17 protein-coding genes are annotated in these 18,994 nt (G+C 66.0%); 16 read left to right on the forward strand and 1 reads right to left on the reverse strand.

Annotated elements, in window-relative coordinates; genetic code table 11:
* Positions 1-15 precede the first annotated feature (15 nt).
* From BM357_RS07895 to BM357_RS07960, 14 genes are all read left to right on the forward strand, one after another.
* Positions 16-2,118, forward strand: coding sequence for a chemotaxis protein CheA (locus BM357_RS07895; RefSeq protein ID WP_074951351.1), 2,103 nt, complete (start codon positions 16-18; stop codon positions 2,116-2,118).
* A gap of 62 nt (positions 2,119-2,180) precedes the next feature.
* Entirely contained in the window at positions 2,181-2,648 is a 468-nt protein-coding gene (locus BM357_RS07900) for a chemotaxis protein CheW (RefSeq protein WP_245783894.1), read from the forward strand.
* The gene (locus BM357_RS07905; protein ID WP_074951353.1) at positions 2,645-3,268 is read left to right on the forward strand and encodes a chemotaxis protein CheC; all 624 of its coding nucleotides are present in this window, start codon (positions 2,645-2,647) and stop codon (positions 3,266-3,268) included. Before BM357_RS07900 ends, BM357_RS07905 begins: the two co-directional genes overlap by 4 nt.
* Positions 3,261-3,752 carry a chemotaxis protein CheD gene (locus tag BM357_RS07910; RefSeq protein WP_074951355.1) on the forward strand — a complete coding sequence of 164 codons (492 nt, stop codon included), beginning with the start codon at positions 3,261-3,263 and terminating at the stop codon, positions 3,750-3,752. The genes BM357_RS07905 and BM357_RS07910 overlap by 8 nt, the downstream gene beginning before the upstream one ends.
* 105 nt (positions 3,753-3,857) lie before the next feature.
* The gene (locus BM357_RS07915; RefSeq protein WP_074951357.1) at positions 3,858-4,496 is read left to right on the forward strand and encodes a hypothetical protein; all 639 of its coding nucleotides are present in this window, start codon (positions 3,858-3,860) and stop codon (positions 4,494-4,496) included.
* Between the two features lie 207 nt (positions 4,497-4,703).
* Positions 4,704-5,408: a 30S ribosomal protein S2 gene (rpsB, locus tag BM357_RS07920; protein WP_074951359.1), complete on the forward strand. Its 705-nt coding sequence runs from the start codon at positions 4,704-4,706 to the stop codon at positions 5,406-5,408.
* A gap of 202 nt (positions 5,409-5,610) precedes the next feature.
* A complete protein-coding gene (tsf, locus tag BM357_RS07925) occupies positions 5,611-6,267 on the forward strand; it encodes a translation elongation factor Ts (protein WP_074951360.1) in 657 nt (218 codons plus the stop codon).
* 104 nt (positions 6,268-6,371) lie between these two features.
* On the forward strand, positions 6,372-7,124 hold the full coding sequence (gene pyrH / locus BM357_RS07930; RefSeq protein ID WP_074951362.1) for a UMP kinase: 753 nt from the start codon (positions 6,372-6,374) through the stop codon (positions 7,122-7,124).
* Positions 7,125-7,131: 7 nt separating this feature from the next.
* Complete coding sequence (gene frr / locus BM357_RS07935; protein WP_217647681.1) at positions 7,132-7,653, forward strand: ribosome recycling factor; 522 nt, start codon at positions 7,132-7,134, stop codon at positions 7,651-7,653.
* Positions 7,654-7,684: 31 nt separating this feature from the next.
* Complete coding sequence (locus BM357_RS07940; RefSeq protein WP_083430297.1) at positions 7,685-8,470, forward strand: undecaprenyl pyrophosphate synthase; 786 nt, start codon at positions 7,685-7,687, stop codon at positions 8,468-8,470.
* 8 nt (positions 8,471-8,478) lie between these two features.
* Positions 8,479-9,252 carry a phosphatidate cytidylyltransferase gene (locus BM357_RS07945; RefSeq protein ID WP_074951368.1) on the forward strand — a complete coding sequence of 258 codons (774 nt, stop codon included), beginning with the start codon at positions 8,479-8,481 and terminating at the stop codon, positions 9,250-9,252.
* 62 nt (positions 9,253-9,314) lie between these two features.
* Positions 9,315-10,487 carry a 1-deoxy-D-xylulose-5-phosphate reductoisomerase gene (locus tag BM357_RS07950; RefSeq protein ID WP_074951370.1) on the forward strand — a complete coding sequence of 391 codons (1,173 nt, stop codon included), beginning with the start codon at positions 9,315-9,317 and terminating at the stop codon, positions 10,485-10,487.
* Positions 10,484-11,752: an RIP metalloprotease RseP gene (rseP, locus tag BM357_RS07955; protein ID WP_074951371.1), complete on the forward strand. Its 1,269-nt coding sequence runs from the start codon at positions 10,484-10,486 to the stop codon at positions 11,750-11,752. Before BM357_RS07950 ends, rseP begins: the two co-directional genes overlap by 4 nt.
* A 24-nt stretch (positions 11,753-11,776) precedes the next feature.
* A complete protein-coding gene (locus BM357_RS07960) occupies positions 11,777-16,249 on the forward strand; it encodes a PolC-type DNA polymerase III (RefSeq protein ID WP_245783895.1) in 4,473 nt (1,490 codons plus the stop codon).
* 74 nt (positions 16,250-16,323) lie between these two features.
* Here the strand turns inward: BM357_RS07960 and BM357_RS07965 are convergent, their stop codons facing one another.
* The gene (locus tag BM357_RS07965; protein ID WP_074951373.1) at positions 16,324-17,037 is read right to left on the reverse strand and encodes a thymidine kinase; all 714 of its coding nucleotides are present in this window, start codon (positions 17,035-17,037) and stop codon (positions 16,324-16,326) included.
* A gap of 329 nt (positions 17,038-17,366) precedes the next feature.
* Between BM357_RS07965 and rimP the strand changes: the two genes are divergently transcribed.
* Together rimP and nusA are read left to right on the forward strand one after the other, a co-directional pair.
* Entirely contained in the window at positions 17,367-17,840 is a 474-nt protein-coding gene (gene rimP, locus BM357_RS07970; RefSeq protein WP_074951375.1) for a ribosome maturation factor RimP, read from the forward strand.
* A gap of 21 nt (positions 17,841-17,861) precedes the next feature.
* Entirely contained in the window at positions 17,862-18,980 is a 1,119-nt protein-coding gene (gene nusA, locus BM357_RS07975; RefSeq protein WP_074951377.1) for a transcription termination factor NusA, read from the forward strand.
* Positions 18,981-18,994 lie beyond the last annotated feature (14 nt).

Below are 18,994 nucleotides of genomic sequence, written 5' to 3' on the forward strand. Positions count from 1 at the left end.
AAGGAAGTGCATGATGTGGAAAATCTACAGTACCTTCAGGCATTCTTGGACGAATCCGAAGAAAACCTTCAGGTCCTGAACGAATTGTGTCTGCGCGTCGAGCAGGGCGCTGCCGCGGACGGCGATTTCGCGGCGATGTTTCGAGCGGCGCACACGCTGAAGGGCATGTCGGCGACGATGGGATTTCAGACGATGGCGACCGTGACTCACCGGTTGGAGGATCTGTTGGGGGTGTTGCGCGACCATCCCGAACGGGTGAGCGGGGCGTGTGTCGACGCATTGTTCGAGAGCCTCGACGTGCTCTCCGGCTTGTTGGAGCGCATCCGGGACGCGGGAAACGAAGCCGGCGTGGCGGCGGAGGAAACGATAGGACGCCTGACCCGGCTGCACGCGGAGTTGACGGGTGCGGCCGCGCCGGAGGTGGCGGTGACCGCTTCTCCATCCCCAGCCGCGCAGAGTGCGCTCCCGGCGGTGTCCGACAGCGCGGCCAGGGTGTTGGAGGCCGGCCATGCGTCGGGCATGGCCACGGGCTGGGTGGTGGTGTCGTTGGATGCGGGGTGCGTGATGCCCGCGGCCCGCGCTCTGCTGGTGATGCGGGAGTTGGAGCAGGCGGGCACCTGTGTCCAGTGCGAACCCGACGCGGAACGGCTGCAGGCGGGCGACATCCCGGGGCCGATTGCGTTTCTGATGGCCTTCGAGGGGGAACCTGAGCCGGTCATCGAAGCCATCGCCCAGATGCCTGAGGTGGCGTCCGTGGGTTACCACCCCTGGATCCCCGGGTCACCGGCGGCCGCATCGTCTGCACCCGCAGCCGGGACGGGAACGTCCGCGCCCATCGGTCCATCGCCAGCATCCGCAAGTGCGCCGGGCGCGGGTGGAAACGGTACGGGTGCGGCAGGTGCGCCCGGACCGGCGGCCAGCGCGGCGAAGTCGGAGGGGGATCGGCCGCGGGCAGGCGGCGCGCGGGCGGATCGCACCATCCGCGTACCGGTGGAGCGGTTGGATACGCTGATGAATCTGTTGAGCGAGCTGGTCATCGACCGCAACCGTTTGGGCGCCATCGCGGCGGCGGCCGACCGGGCGGATCTGCGCGAGTTGAGCGATCACGTGGCCCGCATCGCCGGCGAACTGCAGTCCGCGGTGATGTCCCTGCGCATGGTGCCCATCGAGTACCTGTTCCAGCGTTTTCCGCGCATGGTCCGCGACCTGGCGAAGACCCTCGACAAGGAGATCCGGCTCGAGATGTCCGGTTTGGAGACGGAGTTCGACCGGACCATCATCGACGAGATGGGGGAGGTGTTGGTGCACCTCATCCGCAACTCCGCGGACCACGGTCTGGAGCCGCCTGAAGACCGGCGCGCCGCCGGAAAACCGGAGGCGGGGGTGATCCAGCTGCGCGCGTACGCGTCGGGCCAGCATGTCTTCATCGAGGTGGCGGATGACGGGCGCGGGATTGACGTGGAACGCGTGCGCCGCCGCGCCATCGAGCGCGGTCTGGTGGACCCGGTCCAGGCTGGGCATCTCTCGGACGAGCAGGTCTACGAATTCCTGTTCGCCTCCGGATTCAGCACGGCGGAGACCGTCTCCGACATTTCTGGCCGCGGCGTCGGGTTGGACGCCGTTCGCCAGAAGGTGGAGTCCCTGGGGGGACGGGTGGAGATTGAATCGGTCCGTGGCCAGGGGACGACCTTCCGGATCCGCCTTCCGCTCACCCTGGCGATGCTCGAGGCCCTCCTGGTGGAGGTGGCCGGGCACATCTTCGCCATTCCGCTGACCGCGGTCGAGGAAGTGGTCGCCGCCAGCTCCGGGAATGTCCGCGTGGTGCACGGAACCCGGGTCCTCGACGACCGCGGCAAACTGGTCCCCCTCGTGGATGTGGGCACGTGGCTCCTGGGCACTGAAGGCGGGGGCCGGTGGTTGGTGGTGTGCCGCGAGGGGAACCGGCGGGCGGCCTTTGCGGTCGAGCGCCTGCTGGGACAGCGGGAGATTGTGCACAAGTCGCTCGGCGAGTATCTGGCACAGGTCCCCTGGTTCGCAGGGGCCGCCATTCTCGGGGACGGCGGGATTGCCCTGATTGCCGATGTGCATGCCTGGATGAACGGGGCGCTCCGGCGCTGAAGCGGACAGCGCGGAGGGTGGCTCGAACAGAGAAAGAGATATGGGAAAGGAGAGCGATCCGGGTGTCGGAACGTCAATATATCCTGTTTTCCGTTGCGGACGAGCAGTACGGCGTGCCGGTGGAGCAGGTGCAGTCGGTCGAACGCATGCTGCCCATTGCGCACGTGCCGAAGACGCTGCCTTTCATCAAGGGTGTCGTCAACCTGCGCGGGGTCGTGACGCCGGTGCTCGACCTGAGGGAGCGGTTCGGCTTTCCGCCGGCGGAGGCGGACGCGGATACGCGCATCGTGGTGGTGCAGGTGGAACGCTTCCTGGTCGGCCTGATTGTCGACGCGGTGGACGATGTCGTGTCCATCGACGCGTCTGCGGTGGAACCGCCGCCGGCGATGGTGGGCGGCGTGGAGGCGGAGTATCTGCACGGTGTCGTCCGCCGGGAGGACCGGGTCCTGATCCTGCTCAATCTCACGCGGGTGTTGTCGCATGCGGAGGAACGCCAACTCCGTGAAGCGGAGAAGAGTGTGACCGGATGAGTTCAGGGTTGACGCCCGGGGATGGCACGCTGGCGCTTTTGGCGGAGATCGGCAATGTCGGCGCGGGTCACGCGGCGACGGCGCTGTCGGTGCTGGTCCAGGACCGGGTCTCCATCTCGGTGACGGAAACCCGTGTTTGCTCGTTTCAGGAGATACCCGCCATCGTCGGCGGTGACGAGGTGCTCACGGCGGCGGTGTTGCTGCGGCTCGACGGGGATGTCACGGGCGACATGATGTTTCTCCTGCCCGTGCCGAGCGCGAAGCGATTGGTTGAGCGCATGTTTGGCGGCGCCGCAGAGACACCCGGGGAGGACTTCTCGGAGATGGAGTTGTCCGCCCTGGCGGAGGCCGGCAACATCCTCGGAGGGTCGTACGTGACCGCCGTCAGTTCCCTGACGGGCCTGCGCTTGGTCCAATCGGTCCCGGCCGTGGCGTTGGACATGGCGGGAGCCATTCTCGGCACGGTGTTGACGGACACTGGCCAGACCGCGGATTACGCGGTCGTGATCCGCACTTCCATCCGTCAGGGTGGGGCGGACGTCGACGGGCATCTGTTTCTGCTGCCGGACCCGCCGAGCGTGCAGACCTTGTTCGGCGCGCTGGGGTGGACGTATGGCTGAGCGGGTCGAGGACGTGGTGCGGGTGGGCATCGCCGAGGCGGCGGTGGTTCGCTGCGGACAGCGGTTGCGTACGGCGGGGCTCGGATCGTGCGTGGGCGTCGTTTTGTACGACGACGTCGCGGGCGTTGCGGGCATGGCGCATGTGATGCTCCCCGCACCGCCGAACGCCCGGCCGTTCAACGCAGCGAAGTACGGATCGACCGCCGTCCCTTGGTTGCTGGAACGCCTCTGTGAGATGGGCGCTGAACCCCGGCGGGTACGCGCCAAGTTGGCGGGAGGCGCCCAGATGTTCGCCCCGAGCCGCGGGGACCTCCTGCGCGTGGGGCCGCGCAACGTCGAGGCTGTGCTCGCCGCGCTGCAGGCCTGCGGCATCCGGGTGGTCGCGCAAGACACGGGCGGGCAGGTGGGACGGACCATCGAGTTTGACGTCTGCACCGCCCGGTTGTCGATTCGCACGGCCCGCGGCGCGTCGTATGAGATCTGATCCGTTGGCGTCGGCGGCGCCGCGGAACGGCCCCGCGGGAGCCGGGTGCCGCACCAAGCGACGAGACCGTGCAACGGAATGCATCAGTCGAGGAGGCATCGCCACATGGGGCAGACCGCATGGGTCTATCTGGTTTTGGTGTTGCTGGCTGGGGCGGCCTGGTTGCTCTCGCGCAGGATGGGGCGCGTCGCGGGACGTTGGCGGGTGCCCGATTGGCTGCAGCACGCCTGGGGGACCCCGCAGACGCCGGCCGACGCAGGGGCGGCAGCCGAGGAGGCGGAGCGGATCGCCGCCGTGTTGGAAGACATCCACCGTGAGCTGGCCGGTGACGGGACGCGGCTGCGCGCGGACGTGGCCGTCGCGCTGGAATGCATGAACGACGAGATTCGCAGTGAGCTGGCGCGGCTGCGCGAAGAGTTGGCAGACGTGCGAACCCAACTGTCGGCGCTGCAGCAGGCACTTCCCGGCTGCAACGCTGCGCCGGCGCCGGAAGCGGCAACCCGGGCCGCCGGGCGGACGCCGACGATGGAGGAGGCCGCCGCAGTCACCGGAATGCCGGAAGAGGTGCAACCGGGCCCGCTGTCCGGCCTGGCCGATGCGGACGCAGAACGCTACTTTCGCATCCTGGAGGCCTGGCAGGCCGGAAAATCCAAGGAGCAGGTGGCGATGGAGACGGGGGTCTCGCTGGCAGAGGTCGACCGAGTGGTGGACTTGATGACGCGGCCGGGCACCGGGGCCATGTAGAAATGGACGATTGAGGATGTCGTCCGCGGCGTGTGCAGACGGATGGACGGTCCGGTTGCCCGCCCTGGATGCGTATGCTATATTTAAGGACGGTGTGAAGGTTCGCCAAGGCGAAGTACACACGTCCGCGGATGCCGCGCACGGTCCTGCATGGCAGGTGGCCCGGCAGACGAAGCGGGCGGAGGCCAAACCACAGGAGGTTGAACGATGGCGATTATCTCCATGAAGCAGTTGCTGGAGGCGGGTGTTCACTTCGGACATCAGACGCGCCGCTGGAATCCGAAGATGGCGAAGTACATCTTCACGGAGCGCAACGGCATCTACATCATCGACCTGCAGAAGACGGTCCGCAAAGTCGAGGAAGCGTACAACTTCGTCCGCGATCTCGCGGCGGAAGGCAAGACGCTCCTGTTTGTCGGCACCAAAAAGCAGGCGCAGGATGCCGTCCGGGAAGAGGCGGAGCGGTGCGGCATGTACTTTGTCAACCAGCGGTGGCTGGGCGGGACGTTGACGAACTTCCCGACCATTCAGCGCCGAATCGCGCGCCTGCAGCAACTCGAGGTGATGGAGGAGGACGGGACGTTCGACCGTCTTCCCAAGAAGGAGGTCATCCTCCTTCGCAAGGAGAAGGAACGTTTGGAGAAGTACCTGGGCGGCATCAAGGGGATGACCAAGCTGCCGGATGCGATGTTTGTGATCGATCCGCGCAAGGAGCGGATCGCCGTCGCGGAAGCGCGCAAGCTGGGGATCCCGATTGTGGCCATCGTCGATACCAACTGTGATCCGGACGAGATCGATGTGGTCATCCCGGGCAACGACGACGCCATCCGCGCGGTGCGCCTGTTGACCAGCAAGATGGCGGACGCGGTGCTGGAGGGCCGGCAGGGCGGCGAGGAGACGACCACGGCCTGAGACGGCGGCCGGGGTGTCGATGCCGGATTCGACAATGAAAGGAATACGATGGGATGGCGGGTTTCCGCCTCCCTGTCTCCGCGTCTCCGGGTCTGAATCGGGCCGGGAGCGGTGAGGTGGCGGGAGATTCTCTGCCTCGTCACCTTTTTTGTGCCGGAGCGGGCCGGAGCGCAGTGATGTCAACTGGATAGGAGGATGGCAGATGGAGATCACGGCAGCTATGGTCAAGGAGCTGCGCGAACGCACAGGTGCAGGGATGATGGATTGCAAGCGCGCTCTGGCGGAGACGAATGGCGACATGGAGCGGGCGATTGAGGTCCTGCGTGAGAAGGGGTTGGCCTCGGCCGCCAAGAAGGCGGGACGCATCGCGGCCGAAGGGGTCGTCGGCTCGTACATTCACGGCGGCGGCCGCATCGGCGTGTTGGTGGAGGTCAACTGTGAGACGGATTTCGTCGCCAAGAACGACGATTTCCGCGCGTTTGTCCACGATGTCGCGATGCACATCGCGGCCTCTGCGCCGCAGTACGTGCGGCGGGAGGAAGTGCCGGAGGACGTCGTCGCACGGGAACGCGAGATCCTGCGCGCGCAGACGCTCAACGAAAACCCGAACAAACCGGCGAATATTGTGGATAAGATCGTCGAGGGACGCCTCGAGAAGTTTTATAAGGAAGTCTGCCTGTTGGAACAACCGTTCGTCAAAGACCCGGACAAGACGGTGGAACAGCTGGTGAAGGAGAAGATCGCCCAGATCGGCGAGAACATCTCGATACGCCGCTTTTCCCGCTTCGTGGTCGGTGAGGGCATCGAGAAGAAGGAATCGAATTTTGTCGAAGAGGTCATGGCGCAGGTGCGTTCGTGACGGTGTGAAGGGGACACGAGAGTGTTCCCTTTCTGCAACCGGCGAAAAACCGGCCTGAAGCATGCGGCCGCCCCGGGGACCAGGCTTGGAACGGAGGAAACGGGATGTCGACACCGAAATACAAACGAGTCGTGCTGAAACTCAGCGGTGAGGCGTTGGCCGGTGACAAGGGCTTCGGGATTGATCCGTCGATGATCCAGACCATCGCGGAGCAGATCCGCGAAGTGGTGCAGTTGGGCGTCCAGGTGGCCGTCGTCGTGGGCGGCGGCAACATCTGGCGCGGCATCTCAGGCAGCGCCCAAGGAATGGACCGCGCAACGGCGGACTACATGGGCATGTTGGCCACCGTCCTGAACGCCTTGGCCCTGCAGGACGCCCTGGAGAAAATCGGGGTCGATACCCGTGTACAGACTTCGGTGGAGATGCGGCAGGTCGCGGAACCTTACATCCGGCGCCGCGCCATCCGCCATCTGGAGAAAAACCGCGTGGTGATCTTCGCCGGGGGGACTGGCAATCCGTATTTCTCCACGGATACGACCGCTGCCCTGCGGGCGGCGGAAATCGAAGCCGACGTCATCCTGATGGCGAAAAACGGGGTGGACGGCGTGTACAGCGCAGACCCCCTGAAAAATCCGGATGCGGTGAAATACGACGAACTCGGGTTTTTCGACGTGCTCAGCCAGGGGCTCGGGGTGATGGATTCGACAGCGACATCCCTGTGCATGGATAACGACATCCCGTTGTTGGTGTTCGCCATCAGCGAGAAGGGCAACATCCGCCGGGCGGTGCTCGGCGAGCCCATCGGGACGATTGTGGGGAGGAAGACACGTGCTGAACGACGTGATTCGGTCCGCTGAGGAACGGATGGAGAAGGCGGTTCAGGTGTTCAAACGGGACGTGGCGACGGTGCGCGCAGGCCGGGCCACGCCGAACATGCTGGACAAGGTCACGGTGGAATACTATGGGAGCCAGATGCCGGTGAATCAGGTGGCCAGCATCACCACGCCGGAGCCCCGCCAACTGGTGATCGCCCCGTGGGACAAGGGCCTGTTGAGCGAGATCGAACGGGCGATTCAAAAGTCGGACCTGGGATTGAATCCGATGAACGACGGTTCGGTGATCCGCCTGATCCTGCCTCCGTTGACGGAGGAACGCCGGCAGGAGTTGGTGAAGGTCGTCCGCAAGATGGCCGAGGAGGCCCGGGTGGCGCTGCGCAACATCCGCCGGGACGCCAATGAGGACTTGAAAAAGTTGGAGAAGTCGGGCGACGCGCCGGAGGACGAGGTGCGCCGGGCGACGGACAAGGTGCAGGCGCTCACTGACCGGTTTGTCGCGGAGATCGACAAGGCGGCGACAGCGAAGGAAAAAGAGATCCTCGAGGTCTAAGACGCAGACCGCGTGCAGGCGACGAGCCGGGATGACAAGGGGGTCACGCCGGTTGCTGAAGTGGATCCTCGGCAAGCGAAACCGGGCACAGGAGGGGAAGGCGTCCGCCGAGGCCGCGGGCCTTCCTGCGCATGTCGCCATCATCATGGACGGCAACGGGCGTTGGGCGAGCCGGCGCGGCCTGCCGCGGGTGGCTGGTCACCGGGCGGGCATGACGAAGGTGCGTGAGGTCATCCGCGCCTGCGATGAACTGGGCATTCCGTGCTTGACGCTGTACGCGTTCTCGACGGAAAACTGGAAACGGCCGCCGCAGGAGGTCGAGTACCTCATGCGGTTGCCGGAGGAGTTCTTTCGCAGCGAAATTGACGAACTGGTGGACCGTGGCGTGCGCGTCCGGTTCATCGGGGACACCACCCAACTGCCGCCGTACACCCAGGAGACGGTACGCAAAACCCTGGAGCGCACGCGGGAGAACCAGGGGATGATTGTGAACTTCGCGCTCAACTACGGGGGCCGAGCGGACATCTTGAGCGCGGTGAAGGCGTTTGCCCGTGAGGTTGCTGCCGGTGCCGCGTCCTGGGACGACCTCAGCGAAGAGCGCTTGGACAGGTATCTCTCGACGGCGGGCCTGCCGGATCCGGATTTGGTCATCCGTACGAGCGGGGAGATCCGGTTGAGCAACTTCCTGATTTGGCAGGCGGCGTACGCGGAGTTGTGGTTCACCGACGTGCTGTGGCCTGACTTCACGCGCGAGCACCTGGAACAGGCGCTGCGTGACTATCAACGCCGCAAGCGGCGCTTCGGCGGGATCAAGTAGGTGGGCCGATGCTGAGGCAAAGAGTCATCACCGGGATCCTGGCGGTGGCGGTCGTCATCGCCATCGTGGTCTGGGGCCCCGTACCGTGGCGGGTCTTTGCGTTCGCCGGTTCCCTGCTCGCGGTCCGCGAGTGGTGCACCATCACCGGTGTGCGTTGGCGGAGCGCGCCGGGGGTGTGGGCGTTGGCGACCGTCACGGTGGCCCTGTGGCGGCCGGAGTGGCTGGGGCCGCCCTGGTTGCCCTTCTGGGTGATGGGGACCCTGGCCTTCCCGGTGTTGCTGCGCAATCGGACGGCGGCCGGGCAGATGTCAATGCTGTGGACGGGTGCCCTGTACATCGGATTTGGCGGTTCCTCCCTGGCCGCCCTGCGCGACCTCGGCATCGGGTGGTTGGTCCTGCCGTTGGTGGCCGTTTGGGCGACGGACACCACCGCCTACTTCGCGGGCAGTTCGCTGCAGGGCCCCAAGCTGTGGCCGGACATCAGCCCGAAGAAGACCATCAGCGGCGCTGTGGCCGGTCTGGCCGGGGGGGCTGCGGCCGCCGCCATCGTAGGCGCGGTGGCCTTCCCGGCGGTCCCGTGGTGGACGTTCCTGTGGATTGGCGCGGTGGTATCGGCGGCCGGCCAGGTGGGGGATCTGGTCGAGTCGGCATGCAAACGCGCGGCTGGGGTGAAGGATTCGGGCCACCTGTTGCCCGGTCACGGGGGCGTGCTCGACCGCGTCGACAGCCTGCTCCTGGCCGCGCCGGTGGCGCTGTGCGTCTTGACCCATGTCATGCATTGACGGGGATGACGGAGGGGCCGGAAGGCCCCTTTTCTTCCCCTGCGGAAAGGCGGACGTGTGGGATGAGAACGGTGACGGTGCTGGGGTCGACCGGGGTGATCGGCATGCACACCCTGGAGGTCGTCGACCGGTTTCCAGATCAGTTTGCGGTGGCCGCGCTCGCGGCCGGTAGGAATGTGGACCGGTTGGCGGAACAAGCGCGGCGGTACCGCCCGGCTTTTGTCGCCGTGGCGGACGAGGAAGCGGGCAGGGCACTCCGGGACCGGCTCGCTGCGGCGGGAGGCTCGACACCGGAGATTGGCGTGGGCCCCGACGGGCTCGTGCGGGCGGCTGAGGTGCCCTCGGACGTGGTCGTGTCGGCCGTCGTGGGTGCCGCCGGGCTGCGCCCGGCCTGGGCGGCCCTGGCGCGCGGCGCCACATTGGCGCTGGCCAACAAGGAGACCCTGGTGGCGGGCGGCGATTTGGTGATGCCGTGGGCCCGGGCGAATGGCGCCGACATCGTTCCGGTGGACAGCGAGCACTCGGCGCTCTTTCAGTGCCTGCAGGGCAGCCGGCGGCATGACGTGCGGCGGTTCATCCTGACCGCGTCGGGGGGGCCGTTTCGCACGTGGCCGCTCGAGCGGCTGCGGGAGGTGACCGTGGAGGAGGCCCTGCGGCATCCGAATTGGTCCATGGGCCGCAAGATCACGGTGGATTCGGCGACCCTGATGAATAAGGGGCTCGAGGTCATCGAGGCGCACCACCTGTTCTCCGCCGGATACGATGAGATTGATGTGTTGGTGCATCCGCAGAGCGTCGTCCACTCGCTGGTGGAGTACCGCGACGGATCGGTCCTGGCGCAACTGGCCACCCCCGACATGCGGCTGCCGATCCAATACGCGCTGATGCATCCGGCGCGTCCCGAAAATGAATGGCCGCGGCTGGACCTGTTGTCGGTGGGGGCGTTGACGTTCGAGGCGCCGGACACGACCCGGTTTCCCTGCCTGCGGCTGGCGTTTGCGGCCGGCCGGGCGGGCGGTTACGCGCCGTGTGTGCTGAATGCGGCCAACGAGGTGGCGGTCGCCGCTTTCCTCGAGGGCCGGTTGACCTTCACCGGCATCGCCGAAGTGGTGGAGGAAGTCCTCAACCGGCACATGCCCGGGACACCCCGTGCATTGAATGATATTGTGGAGATGGATGCGTGGGCGCGCCGTGAAGCGCGGAGCGCCGTCGAGAAAGGCGGGTGGGGCGTTTGACATGGGCGGTCTTGTGGGGGTTTCTCAAGTCTGCGCTGGCGGTGGTGGCGGTGTTCGTGGTGAGCATCGTGATCCACGAATTCGGCCACTACTGGGTGGCCAAGCGCTGCGGTGTGGCGGTGCCCCAGTTCGCCATCGGTTTTGGGCCGAAGTTGGTCCGCTGGGTGCGGCGGGGGACAGAGTTTTCCATCCGGCTCTTTCCGCTCGGCGGCTTGGTCCAGCTGGCCGGAGAGATCCCGCAGGACGCCCTGTTTCGCCTCGGTGAGCAGTTGGCCGTGGAGCTGGACGAGGCGGGTCGCATCCGCGCCATCGGCGAGCCCGCCGATCTTCCGCGCGGACAAGTGGGCGTCTTGCGCGGCTTGGACCTGACGGACCGCATGGAGATGACGCTCGACTTCGGGGAGGGGCCGCGGGTGCTTCCGGTCGTTCCGCGCGCCCGGTTGATGACCAGCCGGCGCAACGCCATCCCGTTGGTGGAGCGGGACGAACAGATGCTCGGCAAACCGCTCCACCAACGCGCGGCCATCATCCTGGCCGGTCCCGTGATGAACTTCCTGCTGGCCGGTGTATTGTTCTCCGTGCTGTTCATGCACACGGGGGTGCCGCTCGACGCGCCCGTGATCGGCGGCGTCGTCCCGGATTCCCCAGCCCAGCACGCGGGTCTGATGAAAGGAGACCGTGTCGTCTCCGTCGAGGGGCAGCCGGTTCGGACGTGGTCGGAGTTCTCCCACGCCATCCAGCGGGACGACACCACGCCTCCGCGGCCGCTTCACCTGGAGGTGGAGCGGGCCGGAACGGTTCACACGGTGGAGGTCACGCCGATGCAGACGCCCGACCACGTGCCGGTCGTCGGCGTCAACCGTGCGCTGTCCTTCAATCCGGTCCGCGCCGTCGGTTCGGGATTTGCAACCGTGTACCACACTTCGGTCAACGCGCTGCACCTCTACTGGCAGGTGGTCTCCCAGCATCGCTTCAACGATCTCGCCGGTCCCGTCGGCATCGCGGACGCCATTGGCGAACAGGCCCAGAGCGGATTATGGAATGTGGTCGCCATCGCGGGGCTCTTGAGCCTGAACCTGGGGCTTTTCAATCTGCTGCCCATCCCGGCGCTGGATGGCGGACGGTTGCTGTTCATGGTGGTCGAGATGGTGCGCGGACGGGCGCTGGACCCGCGCAAGGAAGGTCTCGTCCACTTCGTCGGATTCGCATTGCTGATGTTGTTTGCGGTGATCATCACCTATCGGGATGTCACGCGCCTGTTCTGAAGGACGGGAGAGTGAAGAGAAGAGATGGCGGAACAGTTGTCCGCACCCTGGGCACCTGCAGCGGCGGACGTGCCCGGTGCGCTGGACGCGGTGGAAAAAGTGATTGTGCGGGTGAAGTCCCGCCAGGTGTTCGTCCATCTGCGCCATCCGCGCCTGTGGCAGGAACGGATGGGCGATGCCGCCGAGGAAGCGGGGGTCCGCGACGTGTCCCCGTGGTCGGCGTGGCTCACCGCGGTGCGGCGCTTGGATGCGGCTTGCCGCGACGAAATTGGGCCACGGACGGAGGGGCTGCATTGGGTGGCGCCTGCCTGGCCGAACGGCCCGACGGAGGACGAGGTCCGGGCCGCCCTGGCGGCGCTGGTGGAGGACTTCGCGGAGCGGGAACCGATGGCAGGCCAGTGGTTGAGACAGGCGGAGTGCGCCGTGGCGCCCGCATCGGCCGATGCGGACCCGTCGGCGGCCGCTGTCGGCTTGCCGCCTGTTGCTGCAGCCCCTTCTCCCGCCTGGCGGGCGACCTTCTGGGTGACGAGCGCCGCGGAGGTCGGCAACTTGGCGCGCAAGGAGGCGGGACAAGCCCTGGCAGAAGCCGCGGCGCGCTGGTTCGGATTGAACCTTCAGGTGGCGTTTGAGGTCCATCCCATGGCCTCCGAGCGCGTGCAAGGGCTGCGCGAGGCGCTGGAACAGGAAGAGCGGCAACAGGTGCAAGAGGTCCTGGAGCAGATGGAGCAGAGACAGGCGGAGGTGGCGGACCGGCCGCAACCGCTTGGCGACAAGCCTGCCTTTGGCGAGGGGCGGCGCCGTGGGGACCGGCGCGCCGATGAACCGGTGCAGCCGCTCACCATCGGGCGTCCCATCGACGGCCCGGTGATTTCCATCGACGAGATCCAGGACGAGATGCGGCGCGCGGCCATCGAGGGGCGCGTCTTCGCGGTGGACACACGGACCTTGCCGAGCGGCCGAACCCTGGTGCAGTTCAACATCACGGACGAGACCAACTCCATCACGGCCAAATTGTTCATCCACAACGAACGCCAGCAGCAAGCCTTGGAGGGGTTTGCCGACGGGGCGTACGTGCGTATCCAGGGGCAGGTGCAGTTCGACGCCTATGCCAAAGAACTGGTGTTCATGGTGTCGGACATGCAGCCCGCCGAGGCGCCTGTGCGGGTGGACCAGGCCGAGGAGAAGCGGGTCGAGCTGCACCTGCACTCCAACATGTCCGCCCTCGACGGCATTCCGTCCGTGGCGGAATACATCCGACAGGCGGCCCGTTGGGGGCACGATGCCATCGCGGTGACCGATCACGGCGTCGTTCAGTCCTTCCCCGAAGCCTACCAGGCCGGCAAGAAACACGGCGTGAAGGTGTTGCTCGGGGTGGAGGCGTACGTGGTCGACGACGGGACGCCGATTGTCTACCGCATGCAGGACATCCCGTTGGACGACCGGACGGAGTACGTCGTCTTCGACACGGAGACGACGGGACTCAACGCCCGCGAGGACACCCTCATCGAGCTGGCCGCCGTGCGGATGCGTGGCCGCGAGATCGTCGACACCTTCGCGACGTTGATTGACCCGGAGCGGCCGCTGTCCCCGAAGATCTCCGAGCTGACCGGCATCACCCCCGACATGCTGGTGGGGCAGCCCAAACTGGCGGAGGCGCTGGAAGGCTTCCGGCGCTTCGCGGAGGGAGCGGTCTGGGTCGCGCACAACGCGGAGTTCGACGTGGGCTTCCTCGGCCAATGCGCGCAGCGGCTGGGGATGGAGCCCTGGCGGCAGCCGGTGATCGACACCCTGGCGCTGGCGCGCGTGCTCTACCCGGGCGAAAAAAACTACAAGTTGAAGACGTTGACGCAGAAGTTTTCCGTGGAGCTGGTCAACCACCACCGGGCGTTGGCGGATGCCGAGGCCACGGGCCGGGTGTTCGCGCACATGTTGGACGACCTGGCCGCGCGCGGCATCTCCCGGCTTTCCGAACTGAACCAGCTCACGCGCGGGGTGGACGTGACGCGTACCCGCCCGTTCCACGCCACGTTGCTCGTCGTGAACCAGACCGGGCTGCGAAACCTGTACGAGCTGGTATCGCTGGCGCACACCCAGTACCTCTACCGCACGCCGCGGATTCCGCGCAGCGAACTGGTGCGGCTGCGGGAAGGGCTCTTGGTGGGCAGCGGCTGCCAGCAGGGCGAGGTGGTGCAGGCGTTCTTGCGCGGCAAGACGACCGACGAGATAGAGGAGATCTGCCAGTTCTACGATTTCTTGGAGATCCAGCCGGTCAGCCACTACGAGAACCTGGTCCGTGAGGAGCTCATTCAGAGCGTGCAGAGCGTCCGCGAGATACACCGCCAGTTGGTGGAGATCGGAAAGCGTCTGAACATCCCGGTGGTGGCGACGGGAGACGCCCACTACATCAACCCGTCCGACCGCATCTACCGGGAGATCTTCCTGCAGGCCCAAAACGGGGCGGAAGCGGCGCTGCAACCACCCCTGCATCTGCGCACCACCGATGAGATGCTGGCGGAATTTCAGCATCTTGGAGCGGACGCGTACGACGTGGTCGTCACGAACACCCGCCGAATTGCGGCCCTGGTGGAGGAAGTCAAGCCCATTCCGGACGAGCTGTTCACGCCGGTCATCGACGGCGCGGAGGAAGAAATCACCCGGATGGCGTACGACAAGGCCAAGCGGCTGTACGGCGATCCGCTGCCCGACATTGTCGCCGCCCGCCTGGAGAAGGAGTTGAACTCCATCATCCAGAACGGGTTCGCGGTGATCTATCTCATCGCCCACAAGTTGGTGGTCAAGTCGCTGTCGGACGGGTACCTGGTCGGCAGCCGCGGTTCCGTGGGGTCGTCCTTGGTCGCGACGATGACCGACATCACCGAGGTGAACCCGTTGCCGCCGCACTACCTGTGCCCGCAGTGCCAGTACAGCGAGTTCATCACCGACGGCTCGGTCGGGTCCGGGTTTGACCTGCCCGCCAAGGACTGCCCGCGCTGCGGGGCGGCGCTGCACAAGGACGGCCAGGACATCCCGTTCGAGACCTTCCTCGGGTTCAACGGGGACAAAGTGCCGGACATCGATCTCAATTTCTCGGGCGAGTACCAGCCGCGGGCCCACCGCTACACGGAGGAGCTGTTCGGGAAGGACCACGTCTTCCGGGCGGGCACCATCTCCGCCGTGGCGGAGAAGACCGCGTACGGATATGTGCGCAAGTTCGCCGAGGAGCGCGGGCTCATCCTGCGCAACGCCGAGATCGACCGGTTGGTGAAAGGGTGCACCGGCATCAAGCGCACCACGGGCCAACACCCCGGCGGCCAGGTGGTGGTGCCGCATTACAAGTCCATCTACGATTTCACGCCGGTTCAGTATCCGGCGGACGACAAGAACGCGGGCACCCTGACGACGCACTTCGACTACCACTCGGGCTTGGAGAACTGCCTGCTGAAGCTCGACATCCTGGGACACGACGATCCGACGGTCATCCGCATGCTCCAGGATCTGACGGGGGTTGATCCGAAGTCGATCCCGATGGACGACCCGCAGGTCCTCGGCCTGTTCAGCGGCACCGAGACGCTCGGCGTCCGGCCGGAGGACATCCGTTCCGCCACGGGCACGTACGCGATTCCCGAGTTCGGCACGAAGTTCGTCCGCCAGATGCTGGAGGACACGCGGCCGACGACGTTCTCCGAGCTGGTGCGCATCTCCGGTCTCTCCCACGGGACGGACGTGTGGCTGAACAACGCCCAAGACCTGATCCGCAACGGGATCGCCACCCTGTCGGAGGTCATCTGCGCCCGGGACGACATCATGGTGTACCTCATCTACAAGGGCCTGGAGCCGGCGCGCGCGTTCAAGATCATGGAGTCCATCCGCAAGGGCAAAGGCGTGAAGGAAGAGGACGCGGAATACATGCGCCAGTTCGGGGTGCCGGAGTGGTACATCGAGTCGGGGCGCAAGATCAAATACATGTTCCCCAAGGCCCACGCGGCGGCGTACGTGTTGATGGCGATGCGCATCGCTTGGTTCAAGGTGCATTACCCGCTGGCGTTCTACGCCACGTATTTCACCGTGCGCGCGGACGATTTCGACGTCGAGCTGATGGTCCAGGGGCGCGACGCCATCGTGCGGAGGATCGAAGAGATTGAGCAGAAGGGCAATGGCGCATCGCCGAAGGAGAAGAGCCTGCTGACGGTGCTCGAGGTGGCGCTGGAGATGGTGGTGCGCGGCTTCCGCTTCCTGCCCGTCGATCTCATGCAGTCGCACGCGACGCAGTTTCTCATCCGGGAGGAGGAAAACGCCTTGCTGCCGCCGTTCGCGGCGGTGCCGGGCATCGGCGAGGCGGCCGCCAAGAGCCTGTACCAGGCTTGCCAGGACGGGCCGTTCCTGTCCGTGGAGGACCTCCAGGAGCGAAGCCGGGTCGGGCGGAACGTCATCGAGGTGCTGGAACAGCTGGGATGCCTGAAGGGGCTGCCCGAGACGAACCAGTTGTCGCTGTTCTGACGGAGAGACGGCGGGCGTGCGGCTGCGCTCCTGCGCTCACGCGAGCCTCTCCGCGACCCGCCCGCCGTCCGCGCTCACTGTGGAAGAGGTCTGGAGGATTCACGCGCGACAGCCGCCTCTGCCCAGGTAAGGGTTTCTGGGGGAACGGTCTCATGGCAGCGCCGGCAGCGCGGTTCGTAGGATTCGGTGGCGCCCGGGAAGACGACCGGATCGTTCCAGTCGGCCGGCCGTCCGTTGATGATCCGCTGCGGGAGGACGGCGGGCGCACCGCAGCGCATGCAGGTGGCGGTGAGGCTCACCCGTTCGTCCGCGAGGGCCAGGATGTCGCCCATCGGCCCAAACGGCATCCCGCGGAAGTCCTTGTCGAGACCCGACACCATGATCTGGCATCCGCGGCGCAGGAGTTCCATCAGGACCCGGACAATCACCCAACCTTCCTCATCCCGTTCCATGAAAAACTGGACTTCGTCGCAGACGACGACGCGAACGCCGTCCTCGAGGCAGCGCGCCAACAGCTCCAGCGCGCTGCTGACCGGCGTGGCCGGGACGCGCTGTCCCCCGTGGCTGGCGATCTCGGTCGCGGAGTAGCGCCGGTCGAGCCCGTGCTTGTAGACCCCGATGCGGCGCGGGGTGTAGGCGCGGCCGTCGCGGCGGGCCGCCTGGGCGCGGATGGATTCAATCCGTTCCGCCGTGCGGAGGCGGGCAATGAGCTCTTCCGTCTTGCCGGACATCATGTTGCCGGTGATCACCAAGAGGTGGCCGGTCTCCAGGGAAGTTTGCAATGTCATCAGCCGCCTTCCTGTGAAGAGTACCCGGGTAGGGTTCGCGATGCCCGGCACGGATTCCTGCCGGCGAACCGGGACGGGGCGAATGGCGAAGAAATCAGTGTTTGCAGGCAGCGGCAGAAGGTGGTATACTCGGATCGTTAGACTTCGTATAGGCTGTGACGCGAAGAGTGGGGTTCCCCACTCTTCGCTGTATGAAGCGGGGTCGCGAGGTGTGGACGGCTGACGATGGAGCGCGGGAGCATGCGCGGACAGGGGCCGCACCGGCGGGAGCGGGGCGGCTGGCACCCGGGGCACCGCATGGGAACGAACAGGCCGAAGGAGGTACGGGTGTGCCCAAGGAACGCGTGACGGACATCGTGGAGCGACTGGCCCAACCCATCGCCGCAGAGGTGGGCGTGGAACTGGTCGATGTGGAGTACAAGAAAGAGGGTGCCAACTGGTACCTGAGGGTGTTCATCGACAAGGAGGGCGGAGTCGACATCGACGATTGCACGCGCGTCAGCGAGCGCCTCTCGGAACGGTTGGATGAAGTGGACCCGATTCCCTCTTCTTACTTCCTTGAGGTCTCCTCCCCAGGCGCGGAACGCCCGCTGAAGAAACCGTCCGACTTCGAACGGGCCATCGGACAATTCGTGCACGTCTCCCTGTACGAACCCTGGCAGGGTCAAAAGGTGTTCGAGGGAGAGCTCACGGAGTATGACGGGGAATCCCTGACCCTCTCGTACGCGGTCAAAGGGGTCCGCAAGACGGCCCGGATCCCTATGGAAAAGATCGCCGCAGCGCGGTTGGCCGTTCAGTTGTAGGAAGGGAGGAGGAGCCGTGTCATGAATGCCGAGTTCATCGACGCGCTGGAACAGTTGCAGCGGGAAAAGGGGATCGACAAGGACACCCTGTTGGAGGCCATCGAGGCGGCGCTCATCTCAGGATACAAACGCAACTTCAATTCCGCCCCGAATGTGCGGGTGGAGATCAACCGGGACACGGGCGAGGTGAAGGTGTACGCCCGCAAGACCGTGGTGGAGGAGCCGCAGGACCCGCGCCTGGAGATCTCCCTGGACGCCGCCTTGGACATCCATCCAAACTACCAGCTCGGCGATATCGTAGAGATTGAAGTGACGCCGAGAGATTTTGGACGGATTGCGGCACAGACGGCCAAACAGGTCGTCACCCAGCGCATCCGGGAGGCGGAGCGGTCCATCGTCTACAGCAAATTCGTCGACCGGGCCGAGGACATTGTGACCGGCGTGGTCGGGCGGCAGGACGCCCGCGCGACGTACGTCGACCTGGGCCAGACGGAGGCTGTGCTGCCGGTGTCCGAACAGATGCCGACTGACCGGTTTCGCCCCGGCGACCGGGTGAAGGCGTACATCACCCGGGTGGAGCGCACCAGCAAAGGGCCGCAGGTCGTTCTCTCGCGCACCCATCCCGGGTTGCTCAAGCGGCTGTTCGAGCTGGAGGTGCCGGAGATCTACGACGGCGTCGTCGAGATTAAGGCCGTCGCCCGGGAGGCGGGTCACCGTTCCAAAATTGCGGTGCACTCCCGCAATCCGGAGGTCGATCCCATCGGGGCCTGCGTCGGATCGCGCGGGATGCGCGTACAGGCCGTGGTCAATGAACTGGGCGGAGAGAAGATTGACATCGTCAAGTGGAGCGACGACCCGGCCGAGTTCGTCTCCAATGCGCTGTCCCCGGCCAAGGTGGTCTCGGTCCAGATCTTCGAGGAGGACAAGGTGGCGCGGGCGGTCGTGCCCGACCATCAACTGTCGCTGGCCATCGGCAAGGAAGGTCAGAACGCGCGCTTGGCCGCGAAGCTGACCGGTTGGAAGATTGATATCAAGAGCGAGACGCAGGCCGCCGAGCTGGGGATGTTCGGGCGCATCACCGACTTCGAGGACGACGACGAGGTCGGGACGCTGTCGGCCGACTGGCTGAACGAACCGTGATGACGAGGGGGCTT

It is taken from the genome of Paenalicyclobacillus macrosporangiidus (genome assembly GCF_900116805.1).
Taxonomy (GTDB): domain Bacteria; phylum Bacillota; class Bacilli; order Alicyclobacillales; family Alicyclobacillaceae; genus Alicyclobacillus_H; species Alicyclobacillus_H macrosporangiidus.